This window comes from Flavobacterium sp. GSP27, assembly GCF_003970395.1.
GTDB lineage: Bacteria > Bacteroidota > Bacteroidia > Flavobacteriales > Flavobacteriaceae > Flavobacterium.
This window is the reverse complement of the sequence record NZ_RYDP01000002.1, coordinates 133608-147609: the sequence shown is the minus strand read 5'-3', so window position 1 is coordinate 147609 and position 14002 is coordinate 133608. Positions and strand designations below refer to the sequence as shown.

The window sequence follows — 14002 nt, the reverse complement described above, 5'->3', positions numbered from 1 at the left end:
TTCCTTTTAATAAATATATTTGAGAAGGGATTAATTAATCCTCTTCATCGTCATCGTCATCATCTGAAAAATCTTTTTCGTCTGCATCTTCATCATCATCTCCTGAATCAGTATCTGGTTTATCATTAGCATCATCCTCGTCATCATCATCCATATCGTCCTCTAAATCAAGCCCTTTAATTGGTTCAACAACTTCATCGATGATTATTTCATCATCTTCATCATAATTTTCAATTCTATCAGCCAGTTTTGTGCTCACTTTTACTAAATAAATGGTATCTTCAGTTCGTACTTCAACTGCTTCAACTAATTCATTTTTAGCGTTTCTAAAACTAATAATATTTGAATCATCATAACCATCTGGAAATTTATCAACCAATAGGTTTAAAATTTCATTGGTAAGTTTGGCGTAATCTACAATTACTCTTTTCATAAAATATTCTATAAATCTAATAAATAAGCGAAAATTAAAGGAGCTACAATGGTAGCATCGGACTCAATAATGAACTTAGGGGTTTTAATGTCTAATTTACCCCACGTAATTTTTTCATTTGGCACCGCTCCAGAATACGAACCGTAACTGGTTGTTGAATCTGAAATCTGACAGAAATAACTCCAAAAAGGAATGTCATGCATTTCCATATCTTGGTATAACATTGGTACTACACATATTGGAAAGTCTCCAGCAATACCACCACCAATTTGAAAGAAACCTACACCATTTGTACTGTTTTTAGGATACCAATCAGACAAGAAGACCATATATTCGATACCGGATTTCATTGTTGAAGCTTTTAAATCTCCTTTTATTACATAGGATGCAAATATATTTCCCATGGTACTATCTTCCCATCCCGGTACAATGATAGGCAAATTTTTCTCAGCGGCTGCATACATCCAGCTGTCTTTTAGGTCAATTTCATAATATTCTTCAAGAACACCTGAAAGCAACATTTTGTACATAAACTCATGCGGAAAATATCTTTCGCCTTTATCATCTGCATCTTTCCATATTTTGTAAATGTGTTTTTGCAAACGACGGAAAGCTTCATGCTCCGGGATACAAGTATCAGTTACACGATTTAATCCTCTTTCTAATAAATCCCATTCGTCCTGTGGAGTCAAATCACGGTAATTAGGAACTCTTTCATAATGAGAATGAGCGACTAGATTCATCACGTCTTCTTCGAGATTTGCACCAGTACACGAAATAATATGCACTTTGTCCTGACGAATAATTTCAGAAAAAATCTTACCAATCTCGGCAGTACTCATAGCTCCAGCCATGCTCACCATCATTTTTGCACCATTGGCTAATTGTTCTTCATATGCCTTAGCGGCGTCAACTAAAGATGCAGAGTTGAAATGCAAATAATGCTTTTCTATAAACTGACTGATTGGTCCTTTGCTCATTTTTATTTATTTAAATACTTAGAAATCAATTCGTTAAAATTAGTATTTCAAATTTAACGAATTTTTATATTGAATAATTGTTATTTATTTTTTGTCGTACCCTAATATTTTCAAAACATCGTCGGAAGTTTGTTGTTCGGAGAAAACCTCAGTAGCTAAAATACCATTTTCGTCTCTGTCTATTAATATGTGTTTGGGTTGCGGAATCAAACAGTGATGCAAGCCACCGTATCCGCCAATCGTTTCCTGATAAGCCCCAGTATTGAAAAATCCTATGTATAACGGTTTTTCTTTGTTGTATTTGGGGAGATAGATTGCGTTCATATTTTGCTCAGAGTTGTAATAATCATCGCTGTCGCATGTCATTCCTCCTAATAAAACTCTTTCGTAAGTTTCATTCCAGCGATTCACAGCCAGCATGATAAAACGTTTGTTTATAGCCCAAGTGTCCGGTAGCGTTGTGATGAAAGAGGAATCAATCATGTTCCACTTTTCTCTGTCATTTTGTTGTTTTTGATACAATATCTGGTATATTGCACCGCCACTTTCTCCTACTGTGAAGGACCCGAATTCAGTGAAAATATTTGGAACCTCAACCTCGGCTTCATCGCAGGCAATTTTGATTTGATTGATAATTTCGTCAATCATATATTGATAATCGTACTCGAATGCTAATGAATTTTTGATCGGAAAACCACCGCCAATATTCAGTCCATCAAGTGTAGGGCACTCTTTTTTTAATGCAATATAAACTTTGATACATTTTACTAATTCATTCCAGTAATAGGCATTATCATTTATTCCTGTATTGATAAAAAAGTGCAACATTTTTAGTTCCAATTTTTTATTTTCCTGAATTTGTTTTTTGTAAAAATTGACAATGTTTTTATACCCTATTCCTAATCTTGACGTGTAAAACTCAAATTTAGGTTCTTCCTCAGCAGCAATACGAATTCCAATTTTGAATTTCCCTTTTATTTGTTCTTGTAAAAGATCAAGCTCTTCATAATTATCAATAATTGGAATTGCATTTTTATGTCCATTATTTATTATTCGGGCTATATTTTCAATATACTGATCTCTCTTAAAGCCATTGCATATCACATAGGTGCTTTTATTAATTTTTCCGTTTGCCAGTAAGTTCTCAACAATATTGATATCAAAAGCAGATGACGTTTCAATATGAATGTTATTTTTAAAGGCTTCATTCATTACAAATTCAAAATGAGAACTTTTAGTACAATAGCAGTAGTAATATTTTGCCTCGTATTTGTTTTTCTCCATCGATTTACGAAACCAGCTTTTGGCTTTGTTAATGTTGTTGGAAATTTGAGGTAAGTAGGTGAATTTTAATGGAGTGCCATATTGTTCTACCAATTTCATTAAATCGATATTATGAAACTGAAGGTTGTCTTTGTTTAAAGTAAATTCTTCCTGTGGAAAATAGTAGGTTTGATTGATTAAATCAGAATATTTTGTATTCATTAGATGTCATAAATTTATAGATTAAAATATTGTAAAATAAAGAAACCCATAATTCAAACCCGAATATTTGCATAGATAATCTGAAGTTTTTCGTGATCTGCTTTCATGTATTGAAAAACATCAAAACTAAAGTTTCCTTTGATAGAATAAAAACGTTTCAATATTCTTAGAAAAGAGATATTGTTTCGGGTTTTATTACAACTATAATTTTGTTTGTTTTGACTTTTTTTCATTACTGCAAATGTAAAAAATATTATATACGTAATGCAATCCTTTTTATAAAAAATAATTAAGATTTATAATCCTGAAAGGCTTTAAGAATTAATTCATTTTCAACCATTTGATTGATTTTTATTTTTCCGATACCTTCTATCAATGCGAACTGGATGTTTCCATATTCGTTTTTTTTGTCGTGAATCAGTAATTCTAAGATTGGTTTGATATCATTTTCTTCAAAAACGATGTCGGTATAGATAGCCTTTATACTGGATTTTATCTGAGAATATTCTTCTATATTGATCAGTTTTTTATGTAGTGAAAGGTAACTCTCTAATATCATCCCAACGGCTATGGCTTCACCGTGCAATAAAGTTGTTTTGTTATCATTTTCCAAAAAATAACTTTCAATGGCATGACCCAGTGTGTGACCAAAATTCAACGCTTTTCGGATATTTTTTTCGGTTGGATCTTGCAGCACAATTTCATTTTTTATCTCGACTGAACGGTAAATTAATACATCAAAATCAGCAAAATCTATAGTCTTTAAATCTAAAAATTGCTCCCAATATTCTTTATCATAAATCAAACCGTGTTTCAGCATTTCGGCAAGACCGGAACGCATTTCGTTTTGTGGCACTGTTTCTAAATATTGAGTATCAATAAGCACCATTTTAGGCACATTAATAACACCGATTTGGTTTTTTAAATTTCCTAAATCCACCCCGTTTTTGCCACCTACAGAAGCATCGACCATTGCGAGTAAAGTGGTTGGAACGTGAATAAAATCAACACCGCGTTTGAAGGTTGATGCTACAAAACCACCTAAATCAGTGACAACGCCACCGCCTAAGTTAATGATAAGGCTTTTTCTGTCAGCCCCAAGTTCCGTGAGTACTTTCCATATTTGGACGCAAGTCTCAATATTTTTATTTTCTTCGCCACAATCAAATTCAATGATTTCAATTATAAGATCAGTTTCCAGAACAGGAAGAAAATGGGGCAGACAAAACTCATTAGTATTGCTGTCAACAATAATAAATAGGTTGGAGTATTTATTTTCTTTTAAATGAAGATTTATTGCTTCATATCCTTTTTCGTTAAAATGTATCGGGTAACTGTTGGCTTGAATTGATTGCATCTGTATGGATTAATTGGAACCGCAAAATAAGGCATTTTTTGCTAAATAATATTCAAAACTCTGTCTATATTTGTACAAAAATTTAACAAATAATGGAAAAAATATTCAATAATACTCAAGTTGCCTTTTCATTAAAAAGTGATACGGAACTTGACAGAGCTTATTTTCTTTTCAAAATGATTGCTAATCAGCCTCTGGTACGTATTGGAACTGCAGTTACAAATTTTGCCCTTAAAGCCAATCTTCCTGTTGAAGGTTTGATTCGCGCTACGGTTTTTGACCATTTTTGTGGTGGGATAAATGAAGTGGACTGTCTTTCGGTGGTAGATAAAATGTATACCAAAGGAGTTTCCTCTGTTTTGGATTATTCTGTAGAAGGAAAAGAAGCCGAAGATCAATTTGATGCCGCGCTTGAAATGACCTTGAAAACTATTGAATTTGCCAGAGAACGCCAAGCCATTCCTTTTGCCGTTTTTAAACCAACCGGTTTTGGACGTTTTGAATTATATGAGAAATTGGGCGAAAAACAAACATTGACTCCAGAAGAACAGGCAGAATGGAATAGAGTGATGGCTCGTTTTGATTTAGTTTGTAAAGATGCTCATTCTAAAAATGTTGCTCTTTTGATAGACGGTGAAGAAAGTTGGATGCAAGATGCGGCTGATGATTTAGTGACCGAAATGATGCGCAAATACAATAAAGAAAAAACCATTGTTTTCAATACGTTGCAAATGTACCGTTGGGATCGTTTGGATTACTTGAAAAAATTACATGAACAGGCTATAAAAGAAGGTTTTTTTATCGGAATGAAATTGGTTCGTGGTGCGTACATGGAAAAGGAAATTGTTCGGGCTGCTGAAAAAGGATATCCATCACCAATTTGCGCTTCAAAAGAAGCTACGGATGAAAATTATGATGGTGCTGTGCGCTATATGACGGATCATTTAGAGGTAATGTCTGTTTTTGCAGGTACCCATAATGAGTCCAGTACTTATACGCTAATGGAATTAATGACGGAGAAAGGAATAAAAACTAATGATGACAGAATCTGGTTTGGACAATTGTATGGTATGAGCGATAACATCAGCTACAATATGGCCGCTAATGGCTATAATGTTGCTAAATATTTGCCTTTTGGTCCAGTAAAAGATGTGATGCCGTACTTAATTCGTCGTGCGGAAGAAAATACTTCCGTAGCGGGACAAACGAGTCGTGAATTAGAAATGATAAAAGCAGAACGCAATCGAAGAAAAGGGAAGTAGGAAAGTGGTCAGTGATCAGATTTTAGTATTCAGTTATATTAGAATTTATAAAAAGTTTTAATAAAAAACTCCATTCAGCTTATTGAATGGAGTTTTTTAATGTCAAATTTATGAAATCTAAAAATTGCTAAACTGCAGATTACTTAAATTTTTATAAATCCCATTTTCTAGAGCGATTAATTCCTGATGTGTTCCTTGTTCTGTGATTTTTCCTTTATCCAAGACCAAAATTTGATCCGCACTGCGAATCGTCGATAGGCGGTGCGCTATTATAATACTAGTTCTTCCTTGCATTAAAATCTCTAAGGCTTCCTGAACTAGTTTTTCACTTTCACTATCTAATGATGATGTGGCTTCATCCAGAATTAAAATACTTGGATTTTTCAATAATGCTCGGGCTATGGCAATACGTTGTCGTTGTCCGCCGGAAAGTTTAATACCTCTTTCTCCCACAATTGTTTCAAATTTTTCAGGGAAACTTTCGATAAAATTATAGGCATTGGCTTGTTTTGAAGCAGTAACAATTTCTTCTTCGGTAGCATTGGGATTTCCATAAGCAATATTCTCTCTGATGGTTCCGCCAAATAATATTACGTCTTGCGGTACAATACTCATGTTTCCACGAAGACTTTCTAAATCAAAATCATAAATATTTTTTCCGTCAACCAATATTTCTCCTTCGTCAATAGTATAAAAACGCAATAATAGGGAAGCAATAGTAGATTTTCCGGTTCCGCTTGGTCCGACAATAGCAATTTTTTGACCAAAATTAGCGGTAAAACTAACGTCTTTTAATACTTTAATTTCTTTTCTGGAATGGTAACTGAACGCTACATTCTTGAAAGTGACATTGCCTTTTATTTTTTCAATTGCAGCCGGATCACGCACCGAATTAATTTTTTCAGGAGTTTCATCTAATAATTCAAAAACACGTTCGGTTGCGCCAATCGCTTTTTGGATTTGGGCATATAGTTCCGCAATTCCGCCAAAAGAAGCACCTACAAATGTAGAATACAACACAAACGAAATCAATTGGCCAACGCTCATTTCTCCGCTAATACTCAATCGAACACCAAACCAAACTACGGCAACAATAGCTCCAAAAAGACAGAAAATAATGAATGAAGCAAAATACCCTCGGTATTTCCCGCCTTTGATGGCAATTGCAACCACTTCTTTTATTTTTCCGTTGTAACGGGCAATTTCGTACCACTCATTGGCAAAAGCCTTAACAATACTGATGCCTTGCATGGTTTCTTCAACAATTACTTGACTTTCGGCCACTTTATCTTGAACATTTTTTGAATACTTCCTGATGAATCGCCCAAAAATAACCGCAGCAACGGCCACTAGTGGCACTACGGACAACATCAATAATGTCAATTTGATGCTTTCATTGGCCAATAAAAGAACGCCACCAATAATTAAAATGAATTGTCTTAAGAATTCGGCTATAGTAGATGTTAAAGTATCTTGTATCTGGGTAATATCTGAACTGATTCTACTGTTTAATTCGCCAACACGCTTTTGCGAGAAGAAAGACATAGGTAGTTTTACCAAATTGCTGTACAGTGATAATCGTAGATTAGCTAAAGTATTCTCCGTAAAATTGACAAATAAATACAATCTAAAAAACGAAAAAATGGACTGAAGAAATAAGATTACAATTAAACCACCCGCAATCATGTTAGCTTGAGTATTGTCTTTGTTTTTCACACAATCAATTAGCATTCCCATCAACTTAGGAAAAGCAAGAGCAGTCGCTCCAGTGAATAATAAAAAAACTAATCCTACATAAAATTTCCATCGGTGATTTCCTGCATATTGAAATATTACAGTTGCTTTTTGGAGTGAACTTGCAGTAATTTTTGATTTTGGTAAATCGTTTTCTTTGAACCTGGCCATTATCTATTGTTTATGTCGCAAATGTAAGACTATAGCGAATGAATACAAAAAAATACTAGTTTTTCATTACAAAGATAAAGTGCTATTATAGAGCACGAAAGAAAACTGAGTCACTATTTTATTGATTTTTTTTACTTTTTTGCTTGCAGATACGATTTCTAGCTGTATATTTGCACTCGCAATAAGGATATGAAAATATCTGCATTGTTTAGGGCAATTAGCTCAGCTGGTTCAGAGCACCTCGTTTACACCGAGGGGGTCGGGGGTTCGAACCCCTCATTGCCCACCATAAAGGACAAGGAAGAAAAATTCTTCTTTGTCCTTTTTTTATTTGAAAAATTTTTTAGCAGTCTGACTGAATCAAAAACTAACACTTCCTCCTATTTATCAAAGACATTTCATAGGTAATATTTACCCATGCGAATCAAGTGTTGAAAAAAGCTAAAAAAAAAGAAAGATATATCTTTCGAATTATTTGTAGGAAGATAAAATTAATTTGCTTTTACTTTGGCATAATGATTGTCTCTTTTAGGGTTGTACAAATTATTAGTGTCATACAACGATTTTATTTAAATTAATACTATGATAACATATATTTACTTGGCAAATGAAAATTTTTAATGACAAAAAGACTTAAATAAATATATGTCAAATCATAAAATACTTACTATTGACAATCTGTCACTTCAGGAATTTGATTCGGAAGCAGATTTAATTCCACTTTTGACTCCCGAAGACGAGGAGGAAATGAACAATGAGGCTTTACCTGAATTATTGGCTATATTGCCCTTGCGGAATATGGTTTTATTTCCAGGAGTTGTAATACCAATTACTGCGGGACGCGATAAATCGATTAAATTGATCAATGACGCTAACGCTGCAGGGAAAACTATTGGAGTTGTTGCTCAAATCAATGAGGAAGATGAAGACCCAACCAAAGCAGATATTCATAAAATAGGTACGGTAGCCCGTATTTTACGTGTACTGAAAATGCCTGACGGGAATATAACGGTAATTCTTCAAGGTAAAAAACGTTTTGAGATTGAGACTGTTATTGATGAAACATCTTATATTACTGCAAAAATCAAGGAAGTTCCAGAGAAAAGACCTAAGAAAAACGATACTGAATTTGTTGCCATTCTGGATTCAATCAAAGAATTAGCGATTCAGATTATAAAAGAAAGTCCAAACATTCCCAGTGAAGCTACTTTTGCCATCAAGAATATTGAAAGCCAATCGTTTTTAGTCAACTTTGTGACTTCGAATATGAATTTGACAGTTAAAGAAAAACAAGATTTATTGGCGATTAATGAATTGAAAGAAAGGGCTTTAGAAACACTTCGCTACATGAATATTGAGTTGCAAAAACTCGAATTAAAAAATGATATTCAGTCTAAAGTTCGGTTTGATTTAGACCAACAACAGCGTGAATATTTCCTGCACCAGCAAATGAAAACCATTCAGGAAGAATTAGGTGGCGTTTCTCAGGAAGAGGAAATGGACGAAATGTTACAGAAGTCCTTGACCAAAAAATGGGACGAGAAAACCAAAAAACATTTTGATAAGGAATTGTCTAAAATGCGTCGCATGAATCCCCAAGCGCCTGATTTTGGTATTCAAAGAAACTATCTGGAGTTGTTTCTGGAATTGCCTTGGAACGAATATTCTAAAGATAAATTCGATTTAAAAAGAGCACAGAAAATATTAGATAGAGATCATTTTGGTCTTGAAGATGTTAAGAAAAGAATGATAGAACATTTGGCAGTTTTAAAATTGCGAAATGATATGAAATCCCCAATTATTTGCTTGACAGGACCTCCCGGAGTTGGAAAAACATCTATTGGACGCTCTATTGCAGAAGCTTTAGGCCGAAAATATGTTAGAATTTCTCTTGGTGGGTTGCGTGATGAAGCGGAAATTCGCGGACATAGAAAAACGTATATAGGTGCCATGCCTGGACGAATTATCCAAAGCTTGAAAAAAGCCGGAACATCAAATCCTGTTTTTGTTTTGGATGAAATCGATAAATTATCAAACAGCAACCAAGGTGATCCGTCATCAGCATTATTGGAAGTTTTAGATCCGGAACAAAACAATTCTTTTTATGATAATTTCCTTGAAATGGGATATGATTTGTCTAAAGTGATGTTTATTGCTACATCGAATAATATGGCTGCGATTCAACCTGCGTTGAAAGACAGAATGGAAATCATCAAAATGTCAGGCTATACGATTGAAGAAAAGGTAGAAATTGCACGTCAGCATTTGTTTCCAAGACAATTGAAAGAACATGGTTTGACAACCAAAGATTTAACTATTGGTAAAAAACAATTAGAAAAAATTGTCGAAGGATACACACGTGAATCCGGAGTTCGTGGCCTAGAAGCTAAAATTGCTCAAGTAATCCGTAACGCAGCAAAATCCGTTGCAATGGAGGAAGCGTATAATAAAAAAGTAACGGATGACGATATCATAAAAACGCTAGGTGTTCCAAGGCTAGAAAGAGATAAATACGAGAATAATGATGTTGCCGGAGTAGTAACTGGTTTGGCCTGGACCTCTGTTGGCGGTGATATTTTGTTTATAGAATCGTTGCTTTCCCCAGGAAAAGGAACCATGACAATTACCGGAAACTTGGGTACAGTAATGAAAGAATCTGCCACCATTGCTTTAGAATATATTAAGGCCAATGCATCATTTTTAGGATTGGATTCAGAGCTGCTTTCTAAATATAACATTCACTTACACGTTCCGGAAGGAGCCACTCCAAAAGACGGACCAAGTGCAGGAATTGCAATGCTGACGTCCTTAGTTTCGTTATTTACACAAAAACGAGTGAAGAAAAACCTAGCCATGACAGGAGAAATTACTTTACGTGGGAAAGTATTGCCAGTAGGCGGAATCAAAGAAAAGATTTTGGCTGCAAAAAGAGCCAATATTAAAGAAATTATTCTGTGTCATGAAAATAAGAGTGATATTGATGAAATAAAACCTGAATATCTGGAAGGACTTTCTTTTCATTATGTAAAAGAAATGAGCGAAGTATTGAAATATGCTCTAACTGATCAAAAGGTTAAAAACGCTAAGGATTTGTAATAAAAACAAATTCTAAATTTAAAATCCAACTTCTAAAACTTGATTTTCAAGCAAAGGAATTTGGATTTTTTTATTTGTAATTACCAGTTTTAAAGTTGCCATTTATTGTATTTATAATTTTATCTTCGCAGTTGCGTTTTACTTATACAAACTCCAATTTAAAGCATGCTAAAAAAACTATATCTGTACTCTTTTATTTTTGTTTGTGCTGTGTCTTACAGTCAAATAGGAGGGAAGTACACCTATCAGTTTTTAAATTTAGTGACCTCACCAAGACAGGCAGCTTTAGGCGGGAAAGTGATTACAATTTATGATGAGGATGTCAATCAGGTCCATTTTAATCCGGCTACTATAAATGCAGAAATGGACAACCATTTGGCTTTGAATTACGGGAGCTACTTTAATGAAGTGACTTATGGAACTGCTTCGTACGCGTATACATACGATCGTCATTTACAGACCTTTCAGGCGGGTATAAATTATGTAAATTATGGTAATTTTGAAGGATTTGATGAAAATGGCCAGCCTACGGCAGCATTTACTGGAAGTGAAATAGCGCTTTCTTTCGGGTATGCCTATAATATTCCCTATACGAATATTCATATTGGTGCGAGCGCTAAATTGATTTCTTCAAATTTAGACATTTATAATTCTTTTGGTGGTGCGTTAGATATAGGCGCTCTTTTTATTGATGAAAAAAATGATGTCAATTGGGCTTTGGCCATTCGAAATATAGGCACACAGTTTTCAACGTATAATGGTACAAATGAAAAACTGCCACTAGAAATAATCGCAGGAGTGTCACAGGAATTAGAAAATGTCCCTATTCGCTGGCATCTTACTTTAGAGAATTTACAGCAATGGAATATTGCTTTTTCAAATCCAGCTAGAGCTACATCTTCATTTAATGGAGAATCAACCGAAGAGAAGGTGTCATTTGTAAATAATGCTTTGCGTCATGTAATTATGGGAGTAGAGCTTTTTCCTAAAAGAGCCCTTAATTTGCGATTGGGATATAATTTTAGACGAGCCGAAGAATTACGTATTGTCGAGCAACGTAATTTTTCAGGAATTTCATTGGGTTTTGGACTTAAATTAAATAAACTTAAATTTAATTATTCATATTCAAGATATACCTTAGCAGGAAATACAAGCCTTTTTGGATTGACAATTAATTTTCAAGAATGATTTTGATATAACATTGAACTTTAAATTTTACATTTTGAACAAAAAAATCACCATTGCGATTGACGGTTTTTCATCAACCGGAAAAAGTACTTTAGCCAAACAACTCGCAAATCATTTTGGATATGTATTTGTAGATACCGGAGCAATGTATCGTGCCGTTACTTTTTTTGCGATGCAAAAAGGATATGTTAACGCCACTTTTTTTGATAAACAAGCATTGATTAATAGTTTGTCAAATATTAAGTTGCAGTTTAAATTCAATACTGATTTGGGTTTTGCCGAAATGTATTTGAATGATGTGAATGTCGAAACTGAAATCAGAACGATTGAAGTGTCTAGTTTTGTCAGTAAAGTAGCCGAAGTTTCTGAGGTTCGCAGTAAATTAGTCGAACAGCAAAAAGAAATGGGAAAAGACAAAGCAATTGTTATGGACGGCAGAGATATAGGTACCGTTGTTTTTCCGGATGCCGAGCTTAAAATATTCATGACCGCCAGTGCAAGCACAAGAGCAAAAAGACGCTATGACGAGTTAGTTCAAAAGGGCGATAGTATCACGTATGAAAAAGTTCTCAAAAATGTAGAAGAGCGGGATTATATTGATACTCACCGGGAAGATTCTCCCTTGATAATGGCCGATGATGCGATAGAAATTGACAATTCACATTTAAATCGTAAAGAGCAATTTGAGCTTGTTTTAGAATTAGTAAACGAAATTACTAAAACGATATAATTAGTTGCAAATTTAATTTTTAATAGTAGATTTACGCCTTGTAAATTTTTTAAAACAAAAAAAACAATTCATCGCATGGGAATTAAAAATAGATTGGTAATAATGAGTTTTCTTCAGTTTTTTGTTTGGGGAGCTTGGTTGATTACCATTGCAAATTATTGGTTTGGCACCAAGAATTGGGAAGGAACTCAATTTGGATTGGTTTTTGGAACTATGGGAATTGCTTCTTTATTTATGCCGACACTAACCGGAATTATTGCTGATCGATGGGTAAATGCTGAGAAATTATATGGAATTCTTCATATTTTGTATGCTGCAGTATTATTTTTTATCCCACAAGTTACTACTCCGGAAACCTTTATTTATAGTATGCTTTTAGCAATGTGTTTTTATATGCCAACGATTGCTTTGAGTAACTCAATTTCTTACACGGCTCTAAAATTAAACAATAAAGATGTAATCAAAAATTTCCCTCCAATACGGGTTTGGGGAACAATCGGTTTTATTGTTGCTATGTGGATCACTAATTTGACCGGAAATAAAGCAACGGAATATCAATTTTATATTGCAGGTTTAGCAGCGGTACTTTTGGGAATTTACTCTTTTACGTTACCCAAATGTAAACCGCAGCGCTTGTCTAAAGAGAATGCTTCTGTGATGGAAACACTAGGATTAGAATCCTTTAAGTTATTCGCAGATTATAAAATGGCTTTGTTCTTTGTTTTCTCCATGTTTTTAGGAGGCGCATTACAATTAACAAATGCGTACGGAGATGTTTTCTTGGATGAATTCAAACATTTTCCAAAATATGCTGATTCTTTCGTAGTGGAATATTCAACTATTATCATGTCGATTTCTCAAATATCGGAGACTTTATTTATTCTTGCGATTCCTTTTTTTCTAAGACGTTTTGGTATCAAACAAGTGATGTTGATCAGTATGCTGGCTTGGGTATTGCGTTTTGGATTATTTGCTTACGGCAATCCTACAGACGGGTTGTGGATGATTATTATGTCCTGTGTGGTATACGGAATGGCATTTGATTTCTTTAATATATCAGGATCATTATTTGTTGAAACCACCACAGATCCAAAAAATCGTTCTTCGGCACAAGGATTGTTTATGATGATGACCAATGGTTTTGGAGCGGTTTTAGGAAGTTTTACTTCGGGATGGGCTATTGATAAATACTTTACAAAATCATTTAATAATACTACAGATTTAGCTGGTTTTCTGGAAACAGAAACGACAAATTCAAAGATGTTAGAATTTGTGACTGCTCAAGGGAATACAATTACGGCTGATGGATTGTTTAGTAAAGCCATTTTTATGAAAGACTGGCATACCATTTGGTTGGCTTTTGCTATGTATGCACTGATAATTGCCTTGGCTTTTGCCGTTTTATTCAAGCACAAACACAATCCTGTAGATTTTGAAAATGTAAGTCATTAGAAAGGAAAGAAAAATAAAAAAAACCGATAACTAAAAATAGCTATCGGTTTTTTTATTCTGGGAATCAAATATTTATATAACTAGCCCCGAGTGAAGCGGCATCCTTTTATACAG

General features: G+C 34.2%; 11 protein-coding genes and 1 tRNA gene. 6 read left to right on the top strand and 6 right to left on the bottom strand.

Going from position 1 to position 14002, the window contains the following annotated elements; all coding sequences use genetic code 11:
* Positions 1–34 precede the first annotated feature (34 nt).
* The 5 genes from EKM05_RS02605 to aroB all read right to left on the bottom strand — a co-directional run bounded on the left by EKM05_RS02605 (position 35) and on the right by aroB (position 4255).
* Positions 35–433: a DNA primase gene (locus EKM05_RS02605; protein ID WP_126459544.1), complete on the bottom strand. Its 399-nt coding sequence runs from the start codon at positions 431–433 to the stop codon at positions 35–37.
* Between the two features lie 8 nt (positions 434–441).
* On the bottom strand, positions 442–1413 hold the full coding sequence (locus tag EKM05_RS02600; RefSeq protein WP_126459548.1) for a deoxyhypusine synthase family protein: 972 nt from the start codon (positions 1411–1413) through the stop codon (positions 442–444).
* An 84-nt stretch (positions 1414–1497) separates the two neighbouring features.
* A complete protein-coding gene (locus EKM05_RS02595) occupies positions 1498–2898 on the bottom strand; it encodes an arginine decarboxylase (protein ID WP_126459553.1) in 1401 nt (466 codons plus the stop codon).
* Positions 2899–2951: 53 nt separating this feature from the next.
* Positions 2952–3131, bottom strand: a complete 180-nt coding sequence (locus EKM05_RS02590; protein ID WP_126459556.1) for a hypothetical protein — start codon at positions 3129–3131, stop codon at positions 2952–2954.
* A gap of 56 nt (positions 3132–3187) precedes the next feature.
* Complete coding sequence (gene aroB / locus EKM05_RS02585) at positions 3188–4255, bottom strand: 3-dehydroquinate synthase (RefSeq protein WP_126553309.1); 1068 nt, start codon at positions 4253–4255, stop codon at positions 3188–3190.
* A 92-nt stretch (positions 4256–4347) separates the two neighbouring features.
* Here aroB and EKM05_RS02580 point away from each other — a divergent pair, with 92 nt between their 5' ends.
* Positions 4348–5517, top strand: a complete 1170-nt coding sequence (locus EKM05_RS02580; RefSeq protein ID WP_126459563.1) for a proline dehydrogenase family protein — start codon at positions 4348–4350, stop codon at positions 5515–5517.
* A gap of 117 nt (positions 5518–5634) precedes the next feature.
* Here EKM05_RS02580 and EKM05_RS02575 read toward each other — a convergent pair whose 3' ends face one another.
* Positions 5635–7422: an ABC transporter ATP-binding protein gene (locus tag EKM05_RS02575; protein WP_126553307.1), complete on the bottom strand. Its 1788-nt coding sequence runs from the start codon at positions 7420–7422 to the stop codon at positions 5635–5637.
* A 211-nt stretch (positions 7423–7633) separates the two neighbouring features.
* Here EKM05_RS02575 and EKM05_RS02570 point away from each other — a divergent pair.
* The 5 genes from EKM05_RS02570 to EKM05_RS02550 all read left to right on the top strand — a co-directional run bounded on the left by EKM05_RS02570 (position 7634) and on the right by EKM05_RS02550 (position 13888).
* Positions 7634–7711 (top strand) — tRNA-Val (locus EKM05_RS02570).
* A 356-nt stretch (positions 7712–8067) separates the two neighbouring features.
* Positions 8068–10518 (top strand): endopeptidase La, encoded by a 2451-nt coding sequence (gene lon, locus EKM05_RS02565; RefSeq protein ID WP_126459571.1) that lies wholly within the window; start codon positions 8068–8070, stop codon positions 10516–10518.
* A 165-nt stretch (positions 10519–10683) separates the two neighbouring features.
* Positions 10684–11706 (top strand): type IX secretion system protein PorQ, encoded by a 1023-nt coding sequence (porQ, locus tag EKM05_RS02560; protein ID WP_126553304.1) that lies wholly within the window; start codon positions 10684–10686, stop codon positions 11704–11706.
* Between the two features lie 34 nt (positions 11707–11740).
* The gene (gene cmk, locus EKM05_RS02555) at positions 11741–12436 is read left to right on the top strand and encodes a (d)CMP kinase (RefSeq protein WP_126459577.1); all 696 of its coding nucleotides are present in this window, start codon (positions 11741–11743) and stop codon (positions 12434–12436) included.
* Positions 12437–12511: 75 nt separating this feature from the next.
* Positions 12512–13888 carry a nucleoside permease gene (locus EKM05_RS02550; RefSeq protein ID WP_126459580.1) on the top strand — a complete coding sequence of 459 codons (1377 nt, stop codon included), beginning with the start codon at positions 12512–12514 and terminating at the stop codon, positions 13886–13888.
* The last annotated feature ends 114 nt before the right edge of the window (positions 13889–14002 follow it).